Here is a 16,100-nt window from a genome sequence, read left to right on the forward strand (position 1 = left end):
AATGGTGACCCCGCCCGCGCAGGCCCAGAAATGCGCGACACGCGTGAGTTATACGCTGGACGCATGAGTTTGGAGATCCGTCACCTGCGCGCCCTCGCCGCCGTCGTCGACACGGGAACCTTCACCGACGCGGCGATCGAGCTCCACTGCTCGCAGGCGGCCGTCTCCCGGGCGATCCTCGCCCTCGAGACGCAGCTCGGAACGCAGCTGCTCTCCAGGTCGACTCGCCACGTCGCGCTCACGCCACTCGGCGAGCGTGTGCTGACCCGCGCCCGCCGGGTGCTGCTCGAGGTGCGTCTCATCACCGAGGAGGTCGCCGAGACGACGCGGGAGGTGCGAGTCGGCTATGCCTGGTCGACGCTCGGTGCGCACACCGGCGCCGTGCAGCGCACCTGGCGAGCACAGCATCCCGAGTCGCATCTCGTCTTCCGGCAGAGCAACACCGCGACGGCGGGGCTCCTCGACGGCGAGGTCGAGCTCGCGGTGCTCCGCACGGTTCCCCGTGATCCCCGAATCGAGACGGTCCGCCTCGGCGAGGAACGACGCGTCGCCGTCCTCGCGAACGACGATCCGCTCGCCAGACGCAGGGCGCTGCTCCTCGACGACTTCGCCGGCAAGACCATGGCGGTCGATGCTCGCACCGGCACGACGGTCAGCTCACTGTGGCCGGCGGAACGCGCCCCGGTCTTCATCCCCACGAGCTCGCTCGACGAGTGGCTCACCCTCATCGCGGACGGCGACGTCTACGGGGTCACAAGCGAGGCCACGGCAGCGCAGCATCCGCGACCCGGCATCGCCTACCGACCGCTGCGGGACGCCCCGACGATCGAGGTCAGACTCGCGTGGTGGCGAGGTGCCAAGCCAGCGGTGGCGGACGCGCTCGCGCAGGTCATCATCGCCGCCTACGACGAAGCCCCGCAGCTCACCAGGTGAGCGCGGGGCCAGTCGTGCGTGTGTGCGGCGAGAACTACTTCGCTGCAGACGCGGGCGAGACCGTCGTGACGGGAGCGTCGAGCTCCTCGTCGGCGATCCACAGGTCGTCGTCTGCGCGGAAGGTCTGCCAGAGGGCATAGCCGACTGCGGCGACTGCGGCGACGCCTGCGCCGATGAGCAGCCAGCCACCAACACCCACGCCGGAGCTGTTGTACTTCTTGTCGTACGCCTTCGAAGCCTTCTTGGCGCGCGAGTTGAGCTCCTTCGAGACCTTCTTCGCGGTGCCAGCGGCGTCCTTGAAGTCGCCGTTCTTCGAAGCGAGGTTGCTGACCGTGCCCGCAAGCGAGCCGGAGAGGCCGGCCACGACAGGAAGGACCTTGCCGTTGAAGCGGACGCTCGCATCTTCGTACTTGTCGCGCGCGGCGTTGTAGCTGCGGTCGAAGCTGGGGCGAACGTTGTTGTCGTAGCTCTTCTGCAGCGCTGGCACGAGCTCGGACTCGGCCAAGCCCTTCGCGCTCACGCCTGCCGACTGCAGGATGCCTCGAGCGTGCTCGATGACAGACTGCTGCTCGCTCCACAAGTTTGTTGCGTCCTTGCGGAGACGCTTGAGTTCACGCGACTGCTTCCGTGAAAGGGCCATTGGTACCTCCGGACGTTGACAAGTAGGTACTGCATATCTTGGCACGCTTCTGCCACACGGAACCTGAATCACCGCACGCTGTCGGCGGACAGGGAGGAGAGAAGTCGGGGGGCTATGGAAAGATGACCAACATGTCAATCGCCACTGCACTCGCAACGATCAACACGAACCACGGCCCCATCAAGGTGGAGCTCTTCGGCAACCACGCGCCGAACACGGTCAAGACCATCGTGGGCCTCGCCACGGGTGAGCTCGAATGGACCGACCCTCGTGACGGCCAGACGAAGAGCACGCCCCTGTACGACGGCGTGATCTTCCACCGCATCATCCCCAACTTCATGATCCAGGGCGGTGACCCCACGGGCACCGGCACCGGTGGTCCCGGATTCGCGTTCGACGACGAGATCCACCCAGAGCTCAACTTCAACGAGCCCTACATCTTCGCCATGGCGAACGCCGGCAAGCAGATGGGGCGCGGCACGAACGGCTCGCAGTTCTTCATCACGACGGACCCCACTCCCTGGCTCCAGGGAAAGCACACCATCTTCGGCCGCGTCGCGGATGACGAGTCGCGCACCGTCGTCGACGCGATCGCGAAGGTCCCCACCGACGGCCGTGACAAGCCGCTCAAGGACGTCGTCATCGAGAGCGTCACCGTCGAGCAGCTCTAACCTCCAGGAGCCACTCCCCGCATGACATCACCCGAGCTGTCGCAGCAGCGTGAGAACTTCTGCTACCGGCACCCAGACCGACAGAGCTTCGTGCTCTGTCAGCGATGCGGGCGCACCGTGTGCCCCGAATGCCAGACACTCGCGCCAGTCGGCGTGATCTGTCCAGAGTGCATCCGGGAGGCGAACGCGAAGGCCAAGGCCGCCCAGCGGCCCTCGGCTCGCACACGGCTGCGACGGCTCGGGCAAGATCAGCGTCCGCTCGTCACCTACGCCATCATCGGCATCTCGGCGGTCCTCTGGCTGCTGCAGCAGGTGACGGGGGACTGGCTCACGGGCATCCTCGTCTACCACGGCATCTACTCTCACGCGGGTAGCGGGGCCTTCGAGCCGTGGCGCATGCTGACCTCGGCGTTCGCGCACTCGACCGTCTTCCACCTGGCGTTCAACATGCTGACGCTGTGGATCTTCGGTCGGGTGCTCGAGCAGGTCTACGGGCACCTGAGGTTCGCAGCGCTCTACGTCGTCAGTGCGCTCGGCGGCTCGCTCGCCATCGCTCTGGTTGCTCCGAACACCACCGTTCTCGGCGCCTCCGGTGCCGTCTTCGGTCTCTTCGGCGCGTACTTCGTCGTCATGCGGCAGGCACGGATGAACACGATGTCGCTCATCGTGCTGGTCGGCATCAACGTCGTCATGGGGTTCGTGATCCCAGGTATCGCCTGGCAGGCGCACCTCGGTGGGCTCGTCACGGGAGCGCTGTGCTCCTGGCTGTTCCTGTGGGAGTCGAAGTCGGCGAAGCCCTCGCAGAAGGGGCTCTGGATAGTGGCGGCCCTCGGCGTGCTCATCGTCGTGGGTGCCACCGTCAGTGTCTCCCAGCTACCGCTCGCGGCAGCTGGCTAGCTGTCCCGTCTGCTTCGCAGGACCAAAGAAGCCGCGCATCCGGTCGGATGCGCGGCTTTTCTGTGTTGTGCGAGAGTTATCCACAGGGTTATGCACACCTGGGGATGAATTACACAGCTGTCATTCGAGGCCCTGTGGATAACTTGTGAGGGCTGCTAGCGCCAATTCGTCGTCATGATGAAGCCGATGAACGCGATGCCGAAGCCCACGAGGATGTTCCACGAGCCGAGCTCGGCGATCGGGAGAGCACCGCTCGTCAGGTAGAACACGATGATCCAGAGGAACCCGAGCAGCAGGAAGCCGAACATGAGCGGCTTGAACCAGACCGGGTTCGGGTTGCGCTCATCGCTATCGCTCACCCCGGATGCGCGCTTGTGCCGACGCTGCTTCTCCGTCGCCGCGAGAGCGGCCGCAGCAGCGGACGCTTCCGAGGAACGGTGCTTCTTCGTACCGGCCGGAGTCTTCTTCTCCGGCTCGTCGGACTTGGAGTCGCTGGACTTCTCACGAGACATGCGGGCCATCCTATCTATGATTGCTCCTATGCCATCTGCTGAACGGCCCGGACGAGGCGACGGGACGACGTCGATCGAGGCTCTTCTCGCGGCCGACGACGGCTACGAGACCAGGTCAGAGCGACGCCTCCGAGAGCAGCAGGCCGCATCCCGGCAGCACAAGAACCCCTCGAAGCCCACCGGCTCGAAGCCGAGGCGGCGGCTCAGCATCATCGGCGTCTCGGGTGAGGTGCTCATGACCCTCGGGGTCGTCGTCCTGCTCTTCGTCGGGTGGAAGTACTGGCTCAACGACCTCATCGTCGGCGATGAGCAGAACCAGGCTGGGCAGGAACTCAGCCAGGTACTCGCGGATGGTGGTGAAGAAGCAACGACCGTGACCACAACAGATCCGGCCATCGGCATCCCCATCTCCTCGGCGCCGACGGTCACCAACGAGCGCTTCGCGATTCTCTACGTTCCCACCTGGGGTGCCGACTACGCCCGTCCCATCGCGCAGGGAATCGAGCAGCACGAGGTGCTCGACAACAACATCGGCCACTACCCCGATTCGCAGATGCCCGGTGAGGTCGGCAACTTCGCCATAGCTGGCCACCGTCTTGCCTACGGGGCTTCGATGCAGAAGATCCACGAGCTGCAGCTCGGCGACGAACTGGTCGTGGAGACTGCGGACGGCTGGTACACGTACTCCTATCGTTCCGGCGAGTACGTTGCCCCCTCACAGGTCGACGTGCTCGGCTCGGTGCCTCGCTACCCCGAGCAGACCGGCACCGACAGGCTCATGATGATCATGAGCTGCAATCCGTTCTGGTCGACGGCAGAGCGAATCATCGGCTACGCGGTGTTCGACAGCTTCACGCCACGCGCCGACGGCCCGCCGGCATCGATCGCCGCCTCCGTCGCCACACAAGGGGGTCTCTGATGTACGGCGCGCTCTGGCGTGTGCTCCCCGGGCCATGGCCCGTCAAGCTCCTGATCGCGCTCGTCGTGATCGCAGCCGTTCTCTACGGCCTGGTCTTCTACGCGTTCCCTTGGGTGGATGCACTGCTCACACCCCAGAACGACGTCACCGTCGGCCTCGGAATCGCTGGCTCTGCAGCCACACTGCCGTCCTGACAGCGACGGCTCCTCCCGATCATCGGAAGGAGCCGAAACGCGTTGCGCGAGCGCCGCGACCCTGGCCGCGTGCGTCGTGCGCCGCTACTCCTCCGTTGAGGAGGGGCCGGCGCTCGAGGTGGGTTCCGGTGCTGGCGCGGTCGTCTCCGGAGGGGCGGGCACGGACGTGCAGTAGGTGACCTCGACCTGCGAGTGCTGGGCGACTGGTCCTGGTGGGACCGACATGTTCACGATCGGGTCGCCGTCGACTGCGAGGCAGCCGGGGTCCTGCTTCACGACCGCGAGGAGCCCGAGTTCGCGGAGCGTGGCGGTCGCCGACTCGAGGGGCTGACCGATGAGGTCAGGCAGCGCCACGTTGCCCGTCGACGTCACGAGGTTGACGCTGGAGCCCGCGGCGACGCTGGAGCCGCCCGAAGGGTCGCTGCGGACGATCGTGCCGGCAGCGACCGTCGGAGAGTCCTCTGACGTGATCTGGCCGACGCTCAAGCCCGCGCCCTGGAGAGCGACGGTCGCCTGCTCCACGGTCATGCCGTTGATGTCGGGCATCGTGACCGCGGACGGGCCAGTCGAGACCAGGACGGTGATCTCCTGGCCGGGAGAGACGCTCAGCCCGGAGCCAGGGGTCGTGCTGATGACCTGGTTCTCGGGGACCTCGTCGCTCGTCTGCGCCGCACGCACGGGTGTCAGGCCGGCGTCCTCGAGGGTTGTGCGCGCCGCATCCCACTGCTCTCCCACGACGTCTGGCACATCGACGCTCGTGTCTGGCAGCTGGCCGACCTGGGGGAGGGATGACACCCAGATGCTGACGGCCACGATGACGACGACGAGGAGCGCCGCGGCACCCCAGATCCACATCGCGGGGGGACGCCGCTGCACCTGCGGCGCGCGGTCGTCGGTCTCGGAGAGCGAGTTGAAGGCGGACTCCGTGGCGCTCACGCCAGAGGGGGCCGGCCCGAAGAGCTGGGTGCGGTCGTCGTCCTCCACCTTCGTGGCGAACGCGGGCATGATGCCCTGTGCCGCGAGGTCGAGGTCGCGACGGAACTCCGAAGCCGACTGGTAGCGGTCCTCGCGGTTCTTCGCGAGGGAGCGCTTCACGACCGCATTCATCGCCTTCGAGACCTTCGGGTTGATCTCGTTGGCATCGATGGGGCGCTCGGTGACGTGCTGATAGGCGACGGCAACGGCTGAATCACCCTGGAAGGGAACCTTGCCGGTGAGCATCTCGTAGAGCACGATGCCCGCAGAGTAGAGGTCGCTTCGTCCGTCGACGTTCTCGCCCTTCGCCTGCTCGGGCGAGAAGTAGGAGGCGGTGCCGAGGATCGCCGTCGTCTGGGCGATCGTGCCCGCCGTGTCGGAGATGGCCCTGGCGATGCCGAAGTCCATGACCTTGACCGTGTCCTCCGGCGTGATCATGATGTTGCCCGGCTTGATGTCGCGGTGCACGACGCCAGCACGGTGCGAGTACTCGAGCGCCGTCAGGATGCCCGTCATGTACTCGTGGATCTGCGTGTCGGCGAGCGGTGCACCGGCCATGACGTCGCGAAGCTGCTGCCCCTCGATGTACTCCATGACGATGTAGGGCACCACGAGCTCGTGCCCATCGGCGCGCACGAAGGTGTCCTCGCCAGCGTCGAAGACGCGGACGATCGTCGGGTGCGTCATCCGGGCAGCGGCCTGGGCCTCCTGTCGGAAGCGCGACCTGAAGTCGGGCTCGCCGGAGAGCTGCGTGTTGAGGAGCTTGACGGCGACGCGGCGGCCAAGACGCTCGTCGGTCCCGAGGTAGACCTCAGCCATACCTCCACGACCAATACGCCGACCGATGTCATATCGGCCCGCGAGCGTGCGTTCGCCCTGCATCACGGAAGCAAGCTCCTCTCCCCTTGGCAGTATTCGCCAAGCTCAAGCCTCGTTAGTCTGCCGATCTTATCTCGACGCGAATGAGTGATCGGTGCCATCGAAGCTGTGAACCGCGCGTTCCATGTGGATGCATGGAGTTGAGCGAATTCGTTGCTTTGCGCAGCCGCCGGCCGGGCCGCCGAGATCAGTTCTCCGGGTCGTTCGTCGGCGGAGTCGTCGTGCTCGGCGTCGGCTGCGGGACGGTCGCCGAACCGGTCGGCGAGTCGGCACTCGTGTTGCCAGACCCGCAAGTGGCGCTGTACGAGGCTTCGACGATCGTCGAGCCGTCGTTGACGTTGACGTTCACCGAGGTTCCCGTCACGCTGCCCGGGGATTCGGCGCCGGACACGTTCACGTTGTACGCGGAGAGGCTCTGCCCGGGAGGGCACTGGAACGACGGCCAGCTGATGGTCGCCTGCGTGCCCGCCGCGTTGACGGTGACGGTCGGCGCCGTCGTCGGGGTGTTCGGCGTCTCCACGTTCGCGTAGACCGTGAGCGTCACGGTCGAACCCAGGTCGACGGTCCCGGTCGGGCTGACCGCCGTGACCGTGTTGACGTCTTCCTGGTTCGTCGCGACGGGGCCCTCGGCTCGGACTGGAGTGAGCCCGAGCTCCGAGATGCGGTTCGCCGCCGTGTCGTAGTCGAGGCCCAGGTAGTCGGCCTGCGCGATCGACACGTTGGTCGGCGTGCTGACGCTGGGGGTCGGCTCCTGCGAGGGAGTCTCGACCGGTGTGGTCTGGGTGATCGAGGGCGGCGGTGTCGTCGTCGCGTCGGCGTCGGTGTTGTTGGTCACCAGCGCGAACGCGAACCAGGCGAGAGCCGCAGCGAAGAGGATGATCGCCCCGATGAGGACCCACAGCCAGGCAGCCGGCTTCTTGCGCTCTTCGTCGGCCGGGGAGACGAGCGAGGTCGACTCCTCTTCCGCGCCTTCGACGGGGGTTCCGCCGATGAGCGTGTCGAAGTCGTCCTTCATGACCTCGGTTGTGCCCGCGGCCGTGCCGAGCACGGTCGTGCGTGCGCCTTCGTCCATGATGGCTGTGCGATCGAGCGGAGCGGTGGCGTCACCGACCTCGTCGGCGGCCGTCAGCCCGAGGACCGCGGGGACCGCCTGCGCCGCACGCGTGACGTTGCCGTCGCGCAGCGCGCGCGCGGCACGCGCGAACACCTCCGCCGAGACCGGTCGGTCTTCCGGCTTCTTCGCGATGGCGGCGAGCACGAGGTTGCGAACCGGCTCCGGAACCGTCACGGGAAGCGCCGGAGGCTCGTCGTTGATGTGCGCCATGGCGATCGCGACCTGCGATTCGCCGGTGAATGGGCGCCTGCCTGCGAGCGCCTCGTAGGCGACGATGCCAAGCGAGTAGATGTCGGTGGACGGGTTCGCGGCGTGTCCGGAGGCCTGCTCGGGCGAGAGGTACTGGACGGTGCCCATGACCTGGCCCGTCGCCGTGAGCGGCACCTGGTCGGCGATCCGCGCGATGCCGAAGTCGGTGATCTTCACGCGACGGTCCGGCGTGATGAGCAGGTTGCCTGGCTTGATGTCGCGGTGCACAAGACCCGCCTTGTGAGCGGCGTGCAGGGCGAGCGCGGTCTGCGACACGATGTCCATGACCTGGTCAGGCGGCAGCACTCGCTCGCGCTCGAGCACGGTCGACAGCGCCTCGCCTGGCACGAGCTCCATGACGAGGTAGGCGGAGCCGTTCTCCTCGCCGTAGTCGTACACGTTGGCGATGCCCTCGTGGTTCACGAGAGCGGCGTGCCTCGCCTCGGCGCGGAAGCGCTCGAGGAAGCCGGGGTCGCCCATGTACTCGTCTTTGAGGATCTTGATGGCAACGGTGCGCCCGATCACCTGATCGGTCGCCTCCCAGACCTCGCCCATGCCGCCGATGGCAATGCGCGAGCTCAGCTTGTATCGGTCTCCGAACGAAACACCTGCAGCTGGTCTCATCTGCTCAGCACCGCCTTCATCACTTGCTGCCCAATCGTCGCCGCCAGGCCATTTCCGGTCCCAGACTGTCCCATTCCGCCACCGTCTTCGAGCACTACCGCGACCGCGATCTGCGTATCGCCCGATTCGGCGAATCCTGTGAACCATAGCGAGTACGGCTCACCCTCACCGTTCTCCGCGGTCCCTGTCTTCCCAGCCACGTTGATCCCGTCAATTCTTGCATTACTGGCAACGCCCGAGTTCACGCTGCCCTCCATCATCGACTGGAGTGATGCCGCAGTCTCCTCGCTGATGGCCCGGCCATAGCTCGAGATCTCCGGTCCCTGGATCTCCTGGAACGTCGGAGTCTGGATGCTCTCGACGAGCGACGGGTTCATGACCTCGCCGCCGTTGGCGATGGCCGCCGAGATCATCGCGAACTGGAGGGGCGTCGCTCGGACGTCGAACTGGCCGAATCCGGTCAGGGCGAGCTGTGCATCGTCGTCAAGTGCTGTCGGATACGTGCTCGCGCTCGCCGTCATCGGGATCTCGAATTCGTGGTTGAAGCCGAACGCCTCGGCCATAGCGCGTACCTTGTCGGCGCCGAGGTCCATGGCGAGCTGCGCGAACGGCACATTGCACGACTGCTCAAGCGCGATGCGGAGGTTCGTGGTGTCGCCGCTTCCGCACTTCGAGCCGGCGGACGGGTTGTTCACCGAGACGTTGGTGCCCGGGAGCGTGAGCGTCGCCGGGTTCGGGAGCGGGGACTCCGCGGTGGCGAGGCCATCCTCGAGCGCTGCAGCAGCGACCACGAGCTTGAACACCGACCCTGGCGGGTTCATGTCTCCACCGATGGCGCGGTTCTGGAGAGGATCGTTCGGGTCAGCCAGGAGATTCCGGTAGGCCTCCTCGACGGTCTCGGAGTCATGTCCGGCGAGCACGGTCGGGTCGAACGTCGGCGTCGAGTACATCGCGAGGATCGCGCCCGTCGCCGGGTTGATCGCGACAGCCGCACCCTTGTACTCGCCGAGAGCATCCGCAGCCGTCTGCTGGGCGACGGGATCGATCGTCGTCTCGACGAATGCGCCAGCTGGGTCCTGGCCTGTGAAGAGCCGCTCGAGTCCCTGGAAGAACTGCGTGTCGCTGCTGCCAGAGAGCTCTGGGTTGAGGGCACCCTCGAGGCCCGTGGATGCCCCGTCGATCGAGTAGTACCCGGTCACGGCAGCGTAGAGGGGGCCGTTCTCGTACTGTCGCTCGTACTTGTAGGCAGTGTCGACGGGCGTCGAAGACGCGATCGGCGTCCCATCGACGAGGATCGGACCACGCTGGATCTCGAAGCTCTCCTCACGGGTGCGGCTGTTGCGCGGGTCATCGCGGAGCGACTCGGCCTGGAAGACCTGGATGCTCGTCGACGCGACGAACAGCGACATGAACATGATCATGACGAGGACGCCAACGAGGCGGATGTTCTTGCTCATTCGTCGATCGCCTCCGTCGGCACGTTACGCACGGTGTCGCTCAGTCTGAGAAGGATCGCGACGATGATCCAGTTCGCGAGCAGGCTCGAGCCGCCCGCCGCCATGAAGGGCATCGTGAGGCCCGTCAAGGGGATGACGCGCATGACGCCACCGGCCACGACGAACACCTGCACGGCGATCGTGAACGCGAGGCCCGTCGCGAGGAGGCGCCCGAAGTCGTCGACCCCCTGCTGGCCGATGCGGAAGCCACGCGCCACGAAGATCACGAACAGCAGCAGCACGACGAAGATGCCGGCCATGCCGAGCTCCTCGCCGATGGCCGCGATGATGAAGTCGCTCGACGCGAGCGGGGTCGTGCCGGGGCTGCCCGAGCCGAGGCCCTTGCCGATGAGGCCGCCGGCGCCGAGGCCGAAGAGTCCCGTCACGAGCTGGTAGCTGCCGCCGTCGGCGAAGTACATCTCCTCGTCGAACGGATCGAGCCAGGCGTGGACGCGGAACTCGACGTAGCCGAGCGTGTTCGCCGCGATGAGCGCGCCGCCGATGAACAGGCCGAGGCCGATGAGCACCCACGAGAGGCGGCCGGTCGAGACGAAGACCATGACCAGGAACAGGCCGAAGTAGAGCAGGGAGGTTCCCAGGTCGCGCTGGAAGACCAGGACCCCCATGCACACGGCCCAGACGACGAGGATCGGTCCCAGATCTCTGATGCGAGGGAAGCGCATCCACAGGAACTTCTTGCCGACGACCGAGAGCGAGTCGCGCGCGGTCACGAGGTAGCCCGCGAAGAAGATCGCGAGCGCGATCTTCGCGATCTCACCCGGCTGGAAGGAGAAGCCGGCGATGCTGATCCACACGCGCGCGGCGACGTCGGTGCGCCCGAGGCCCGGGATGAGCGGCAGCAGCAGGAGCACGATGGCGATGGCCATGAACACGTACGTGTAGCGCTGCAGCACACGATGGTTCTTGAGCAGGATGAGCACCACCATGGCGACGCCGACGGCGAGCATCGTCAGCACGATCTGCTGCGTCGACGGGGTCCAGAAGACACCCTCGAGATCGGAGTTGCTCAGATCGATGCGGTAGATCATGGCGATGCCGAGGCCGTTGAGCACCGCCGCGATGGGCAGGATGAAGGGGTCGGCGCCCGGCGCGCGGAAGCGCAGCACGATGTTCACGCCCAGGGTCAGCGCACCGATGATGGCCGACAGGGTGACGACGTTGAAGTCGAAGGTGCCGCGCACGCCGAGCTGCACGAGCAGCAGCGCCGAGAAGTTGATGATGAACGCGAAGACCAGCAGGCCGAGCTCCATGTTGCGGAGCCCCTGACCCGTCTTCCTCGGGGCGCCGGGCACGACGGGTGCCTCTTCGCGTTGCTTACTCAGGAATGGCATCTCGGAGCCGTTCCACGATCTCGTTGGCGGCCTCGCGGTCGCCGGCGCTGATCGTCTTGTCGACCTGCGACTGCTGGTACTCAGGCAGGCTCGAGATCTTGATGTCGGTCGTCTCGGTGAGCTCGTGCAGGGTGATCGGGCCGATGCCCTGCTGCACGCCCTGGTAGACCGCGACGTAGCCGACGCTCTCACCGACGTAGTACTGCTGCTGCGTCCAGTTGTAGGCGAGGAGCCCAGCACCGGCGACCGCCGCGAGGAAGACGATGGATGCAGCGAGCCACGAGACCTGCCGGAGCCGCTTTCGTCGCTTGTCCTCCGCGATGAGCTCCTGCAGCGCCTCGTCGCTGAATGGCACGAACTCCTCGTCCTGCGGGCGAGGGGCGGGCCGCCGAAGGGGGTGCAGGATGGACGGGATGATCTGGTTGCTGCGCTTCTGCAGGTTCGCCGAGTAGCGAAGCGGGTTCGCGGCTGATCCCACGACTCGCGTCTTCATGGGCTCGAGCGCCTCGGGGCCGATCTCGAGCATCACCACGGTCACGTTGTCCGGTGCGCCGTTGTCGAGCGCGAGCTGCACGAGGTCGTCGCTGATCTCGCGGCTCGATTCGTCCATGCGTGCCAGGGTGCGCTCGATCTGCGACTCGTCGACGTAGCTCGAGAGGCCGTCCGAGCAGAGCAGCCAGCGGTCGCCCTCCTGGATATCGAAGACCTCGGTGTCGACATCAGGCCTGGTCTCGACGTCGCCGAGCACGCGCATGAGCACCGAGCGCCTCGGGTGCGTGAGCGCTTCCTCCGCTGTGATGCGGCCCGCATCCACGAGCCGCTGCACGAACGTGTGGTCGACGGTCATCTGCACGAGGGACCCGTCGCGGAAGCGGTAGACACGCGAATCGCCGATGTGCGCGAGCACGAGGGACTGGCCGACGAGGCTGAGGGCGCTCACCGTGGTTCCCATGCCGCGAAGCTCACTGTGCTCCTCGACGGCACCCGCGATGAGGGCGTTCGCGTCGAGCAGCATCTCCGTCATCGCCTGCTCGGCGTCTTCGGTGCTCGAGTACTGCTCGTCGTTCTCCGCGAAGTGCTTGACCGCGATCGCGCTCGCCACGTCACCGCCGGCGTGCCCGCCCATGCCATCCGCGACGACGAACAGGTTGGTGCCGACGAAGCCGGAGTCCTGGTTGTTGCTTCTGACCTTGCCGACGTGGGAGACGGCGCCGGCGCGCGCGATGACCAGCATGCCTATCGCAGCTCGAACGTCGTCGTCCCGATGCGGACAGGCGTGCCGACCGGTACGTGGGTCGGCTGGGAGACGCGCTTGCCGTTGACGTAGGTGCCGTTCGTCGAGTCGAGGTCCTGCACCATCCACGCATCGTTCCAGAGCAGCAGGCGCGCGTGGTGCGTGGAGCTGTAGTCGTCCTGGATGACGAGGTCGGAGTCGCCGGATCGGCCGATCGAGAGCGGTTCGCTGCGCAGCGACAGCTCCGTGCCGCGCTTCGGGCCGGAGGTGATGACCAGCTTGCTCGGCCGCTCGGAGCGCGCAGCCGGACTGGGCACGGGAGTCGGCGGCCGATGGCTGCCGGGACCAGCATCACCCGAGTCGGAGGAGCGGACGGGAGGAGCAGGCGCGGGGGCCGGTGCCGGCGCGGCGTCGCTGTCGCTGTCGGCCGAGGCGAACACCTGCTGGCGCGACTTCTCCATCGCCTGCTTGTAGGCGGAGGATCGGGTGCCGAAGAGATCGCTCCGAAGCGAGTAGATGACAGAGAAGACGAAGATCCAGAGCGCGGCCAGGAAGGCGAGGCGCAAGACGAGGAGAGTCAGCTCACTGGTCATGTGAGGCCTCCCTGTCGCGGGAGGTACCCGGTGTCGTCGCTCGGGTCGGCCTGGGGGATCACCCGGAACACAATACGGTGACGACCGATCTGAATCGTCGAATCGGGCTCGAGGCCCGCTTGCGAGATCGAGCGGCCGTTGACCTTCGTCCCGTTCGTCGAGCCGAGATCGCGGATGCCCGCACGCTTCCCGTCCCACACGACTTCGGCGTGCTTCCGCGACGCGCCGGTGTCCGCGATCGTGATGTCGGCTTCGGAGCCGCGCCCGATGACCGTCGAACCGACGCCCACATGGATGCGCTCGCCATCGACGTCGAGGATGGGGGCCCAGGCGACCTGGCCCTGCACGCTGCGCGAGTCGACCTCGATGCGCCCCTCGGAGAGCGAGTCGTTCTCCAGGAACTTGATGCTGAGGCCACCCGAGAACTGGTAGCCCTGCTTGGCGGCGTGCTGCTCGACGACGCGCATGAGCTCGTCCTGGATGCCAGCGATCTGCGAGATGCGCGTGTAGTCGACCGGCGACATCTGCACGTTGAAGCGGTTCGGAACCAGCACGCGGTCGCGTGTGACGATCGACGCCCTGGTGTCCATCTCGCGTTTCAGCGCGGCGCTGATCTCGACGGGCTGGAGCCCAGAGCGGAAGGTCTTCGCGAACGCACCATTGAAGAGACGCTCGAGCCCACGCTCAAATCTGTCGAGGATTCCCACATGTCTCCTGGTTCTCGAGGGCACGCAACAGCCCGCACCGGGTGGCGCGAATCTGTTTCATGCTAACGGCACTGGGCTGGATGTCCGACTTCTTTGCCTTCGCTATGGGCTTCCGGTGCCCCGTCTGGGGGCTTTCCAGTGGGCGTTCTCGGGTCTCGAACGCGCGCATCCACGCCCCGGTTTCGCACTCTGCGACAGTGTCTGGTAATCTCTCGGAGGTTGGCGCGAGTGGCGGAATTGGCAGACGCGCACGGTTCAGGTCCGTGTGCCTTCGGGTGTGGGGGTTCAAGTCCCCCCTCGCGCACCAGGGTCCCAGACCAAGAGCACTGGGAATGCGAAACCCCCGGAACTTCGGTTCCGGGGGTTTCGTCGTCCCGCCTCGAGCCCACACCGGTGGACTTATGTCGAGCTTCAGGACTTGCTAAGGTGGCCGATCTGTCGAGCGTCGCCGCTCGGGTAGGTCGAGGCGGCGACGTCCTCGGTCCGAGGCTTGAAACCTCCAGCACTCGCTTTCTGAGAACCTGGAGGGTTTTCTTGTCTTCTGACGCGTCTTCCGTCAAGCGCGCATCCGCGCCACGCACCATCTCCAAGTGGTGGGCGCTCGCCGTGCTCGCCCTCACCCAGCTCGTCGTCGTGCTCGACGGAACGATCGTCACGATCGCACTGCCGCAGGCGCAGATCGAGCTCGGCCTCACCGACGTGCAGCGGCAGTGGGTCGTCACCGCCTACGCCCTCGTCTTCGGGGCGCTCCTCCTGCTCGGCGGTCGTATCGCCGACTACTGGGGACGCAAGCGCGCCTTCCTCGTCGGCATGATCGGCTTCGGGGTGGCCTCGGTCTACGGCGGCTTCGCCCAGAGCGCCTTCGACCTCATCCTCGCCCGCGGGCTCCAGGGACTCTTCGCCGCGCTCCTCGCGCCAGCCGCCCTCGCGCTGCTCACCGTCAGCTTCCCCTCCGGCAAGGAGCGCACCACCGCGTTCGCCGTCTTCGGCGCCATCGGCGGAAGCGGGGCCGCGGTCGGCCTGGTGCTCGGCGGAGCACTCACCGAGTTCGCCAGCTGGCGCTGGTGCCTGCTCGTCAACGTCTTCTTCGTCATCGCCGGTGTCATCGGCGCGCTCATCGTCCTGAAGGAGAGCAAGGCAGAGGGTGACAACACCTACGACCTCTGGGGCACGGTCACCGTGTCGCTCGGCCTCGGCTCGCTCGTCTACGGGTTCAGCCTCGCCGAGGAGGGCTGGGGATCCCTCGGGACCATCGGCTGCCTCGCGCTCGGCGTTGCACTCCTCGCCGCGTTCGTGTGGATCGAGACCCGCGTCGCCCAGCCTCTGCTCCCGCTGCGGGTCGTGCTCGACCGGGTGCGCGGAGGAGCGTTCCTCATCCAGGCCGTCATCGGCAGCGTGCTCATCGGCGCAACCATGTACCTCGCGCTGCACCTGCAGATCGTCATGGGAATGGAGCCGCTCGTCGCAGGCCTCGCGAACGTCGCGATGACCGTGGTCATCCTCGTATGCGTCCCCGTCTGGGCGCGCCTGCTCCCCAAGTTCGGGCCGCGCCCGTTCATGGTCATCGGCCCGATCGTCGTCGCTGGCGGACTCCTGCTGCTCTCCGGGGTGACCGTCGACGGCAGCTACCTCACGCACATCCTGCCCGGACTCGTGCTGCTCGGCATCGGCCTCTCGATGATCTTCGTCCCGCTGCAGAACCTCGCGCTCACGGGCGTGGAGCCGCACGACGCTGGTGCCGCAGCGGCAACCGTGAACTCGACCATGCAGATCGGTGGGTCGATCGGCCTCTCCGTTTTCACCGTGTTCTACGCGAACGCTGTCGCTTCGGGAGTGGAGGCGGGTGAGACGCAGCTGCAGGCCTTCACGAACGGCTACTCGGCGGTCTTCCTGGCCGCCGCGGGTGCCATGCTCCTGGCGGCGCTCATCGCCGGCTTCATGATCAGGGGCACCAAGGACCGCCCGCTCGTGCAGTCGGAACCAGCCGAGCAGGACTCCCTCGTCTCGATGCACTGAGCTCGCCCTGACCAACTTCAGTGCTGATCTGGTCGTTCCGGGTCGTCTCGAGCGAATCCGGGGCTTCGCTGCACTGAAGTTGGTCAGTCGTCGTC

Annotated in this window: 14 protein-coding genes, 1 tRNA gene and 1 pseudogene; 7 read left to right on the forward strand and 9 right to left on the reverse strand. The window is 66.6% G+C overall.

Annotated features, from left to right (window positions below):
- The first annotated feature begins 63 nt into the window (after positions 1-63).
- Entirely contained in the window at positions 64-933 is an 870-nt protein-coding gene (locus C5E10_RS00415; RefSeq protein ID WP_104329947.1) for a LysR family transcriptional regulator, read from the forward strand.
- Between the two features lie 34 nt (positions 934-967).
- On the opposite strand, the gene C5E10_RS00420 is transcribed toward C5E10_RS00415, so the two are convergent.
- Positions 968-1,513 (reverse strand): hypothetical protein, encoded by a 546-nt coding sequence (locus C5E10_RS00420; protein ID WP_104329948.1) that lies wholly within the window; start codon positions 1,511-1,513, stop codon positions 968-970.
- A gap of 191 nt (positions 1,514-1,704) precedes the next feature.
- Here C5E10_RS00420 and C5E10_RS00425 point away from each other — a divergent pair, with 191 nt between their 5' ends.
- The gene (locus tag C5E10_RS00425; protein ID WP_104244184.1) at positions 1,705-2,244 is read left to right on the forward strand and encodes a peptidylprolyl isomerase; all 540 of its coding nucleotides are present in this window, start codon (positions 1,705-1,707) and stop codon (positions 2,242-2,244) included.
- A 21-nt stretch (positions 2,245-2,265) separates the two neighbouring features.
- A complete protein-coding gene (locus C5E10_RS00430; RefSeq protein WP_104307578.1) occupies positions 2,266-3,141 on the forward strand; it encodes a rhomboid family intramembrane serine protease in 876 nt (291 codons plus the stop codon).
- Between the two features lie 155 nt (positions 3,142-3,296).
- Here C5E10_RS00430 and C5E10_RS00435 read toward each other — a convergent pair.
- Positions 3,297-3,530: pseudogene (locus C5E10_RS00435) on the reverse strand (cell division protein CrgA); the annotation flags it as partial.
- Between the two features lie 151 nt (positions 3,531-3,681).
- On the opposite strand from C5E10_RS00435, the gene C5E10_RS00440 reads away from it, so the two are divergent.
- Positions 3,682-4,572 carry a class E sortase gene (locus tag C5E10_RS00440; RefSeq protein ID WP_181062567.1) on the forward strand — a complete coding sequence of 297 codons (891 nt, stop codon included), beginning with the start codon at positions 3,682-3,684 and terminating at the stop codon, positions 4,570-4,572.
- The gene (locus tag C5E10_RS00445) at positions 4,572-4,766 is read left to right on the forward strand and encodes a hypothetical protein (protein WP_104329950.1); all 195 of its coding nucleotides are present in this window, start codon (positions 4,572-4,574) and stop codon (positions 4,764-4,766) included. Before C5E10_RS00440 ends, C5E10_RS00445 begins: the two co-directional genes overlap by 1 nt.
- Positions 4,767-4,850: 84 nt before the next feature.
- On the opposite strand, the gene pknB is transcribed toward C5E10_RS00445, so the two are convergent.
- The 7 genes from pknB to C5E10_RS00480 all read right to left on the reverse strand — a co-directional run bounded on the left by pknB (position 4,851) and on the right by C5E10_RS00480 (position 13,989).
- Positions 4,851-6,623, reverse strand: coding sequence for a Stk1 family PASTA domain-containing Ser/Thr kinase (gene pknB / locus C5E10_RS00450; RefSeq protein WP_104329989.1), 1,773 nt, complete (start codon positions 6,621-6,623; stop codon positions 4,851-4,853).
- Positions 6,624-6,807: 184 nt separating this feature from the next.
- Entirely contained in the window at positions 6,808-8,607 is a 1,800-nt protein-coding gene (locus C5E10_RS00455) for a protein kinase (protein WP_104329951.1), read from the reverse strand.
- Positions 8,604-10,064, reverse strand: coding sequence for a penicillin-binding protein 2 (locus C5E10_RS00460; protein WP_104329952.1), 1,461 nt, complete (start codon positions 10,062-10,064; stop codon positions 8,604-8,606). The genes C5E10_RS00455 and C5E10_RS00460 overlap by 4 nt, the downstream gene beginning before the upstream one ends.
- The gene (locus C5E10_RS00465; protein WP_104329953.1) at positions 10,061-11,455 is read right to left on the reverse strand and encodes an FtsW/RodA/SpoVE family cell cycle protein; all 1,395 of its coding nucleotides are present in this window, start codon (positions 11,453-11,455) and stop codon (positions 10,061-10,063) included. The genes C5E10_RS00460 and C5E10_RS00465 overlap by 4 nt, the downstream gene beginning before the upstream one ends.
- A complete protein-coding gene (locus C5E10_RS00470) occupies positions 11,439-12,689 on the reverse strand; it encodes a Stp1/IreP family PP2C-type Ser/Thr phosphatase (protein ID WP_181062568.1) in 1,251 nt (416 codons plus the stop codon). Before C5E10_RS00470 ends, C5E10_RS00465 begins: the two co-directional genes overlap by 17 nt.
- Positions 12,690-12,691: 2 nt before the next feature.
- Positions 12,692-13,282, reverse strand: coding sequence for an FHA domain-containing protein (locus tag C5E10_RS00475; RefSeq protein ID WP_104329954.1), 591 nt, complete (start codon positions 13,280-13,282; stop codon positions 12,692-12,694).
- A complete protein-coding gene (locus C5E10_RS00480) occupies positions 13,279-13,989 on the reverse strand; it encodes a DUF3662 and FHA domain-containing protein (protein ID WP_104329955.1) in 711 nt (236 codons plus the stop codon). The genes C5E10_RS00475 and C5E10_RS00480 overlap by 4 nt, the downstream gene beginning before the upstream one ends.
- Before the next feature lie 222 nt (positions 13,990-14,211).
- Here C5E10_RS00480 and C5E10_RS00485 point away from each other — a divergent pair.
- Positions 14,212-14,296, forward strand: a tRNA-Leu gene (locus tag C5E10_RS00485).
- A 227-nt stretch (positions 14,297-14,523) separates the two neighbouring features.
- Positions 14,524-16,005: an MFS transporter gene (locus tag C5E10_RS00490; protein WP_219820296.1), complete on the forward strand. Its 1,482-nt coding sequence runs from the start codon at positions 14,524-14,526 to the stop codon at positions 16,003-16,005.
- Positions 16,006-16,100 lie beyond the last annotated feature (95 nt).

It is taken from the genome of Pseudoclavibacter sp. RFBG4, assembly GCF_002931515.1.
Classification (GTDB): Bacteria; Actinomycetota; Actinomycetes; order Actinomycetales; family Microbacteriaceae; genus Pseudoclavibacter.

Excerpts from the sequence above, each read along its gene's own strand:
- C5E10_RS00415 (WP_104329947.1), top strand. The coding sequence starts at position 64 with ATGAGTTTGGAGATCCGTCACCTGCGCGCCCTCGCCGCCGTCGTCGAC.
- C5E10_RS00425 (WP_104244184.1), top strand. The coding sequence starts at position 1,705 with ATGTCAATCGCCACTGCACTCGCAACGATCAACACGAACCACGGCCCC.
- C5E10_RS00430 (WP_104307578.1), top strand. The coding sequence starts at position 2,266 with ATGACATCACCCGAGCTGTCGCAGCAGCGTGAGAACTTCTGCTACCGG.
- C5E10_RS00440 (WP_181062567.1), top strand. The coding sequence starts at position 3,682 with ATGCCATCTGCTGAACGGCCCGGACGAGGCGACGGGACGACGTCGATC.
- C5E10_RS00445 (WP_104329950.1), top strand. The coding sequence starts at position 4,572 with ATGTACGGCGCGCTCTGGCGTGTGCTCCCCGGGCCATGGCCCGTCAAG.
- pknB (WP_104329989.1), bottom strand. The coding sequence starts at position 6,623 with ATGCAGGGCGAACGCACGCTCGCGGGCCGATATGACATCGGTCGGCGT.
- C5E10_RS00455 (WP_104329951.1), bottom strand. The coding sequence starts at position 8,607 with ATGAGACCAGCTGCAGGTGTTTCGTTCGGAGACCGATACAAGCTGAGC.
- C5E10_RS00460 (WP_104329952.1), bottom strand. The coding sequence starts at position 10,064 with ATGAGCAAGAACATCCGCCTCGTTGGCGTCCTCGTCATGATCATGTTC.
- C5E10_RS00465 (WP_104329953.1), bottom strand. The coding sequence starts at position 11,455 with ATGCCATTCCTGAGTAAGCAACGCGAAGAGGCACCCGTCGTGCCCGGC.
- C5E10_RS00470 (WP_181062568.1), bottom strand. The coding sequence starts at position 12,689 with ATGCTGGTCATCGCGCGCGCCGGCGCCGTCTCCCACGTCGGCAAGGTC.
- C5E10_RS00475 (WP_104329954.1), bottom strand. The coding sequence starts at position 13,282 with ATGACCAGTGAGCTGACTCTCCTCGTCTTGCGCCTCGCCTTCCTGGCC.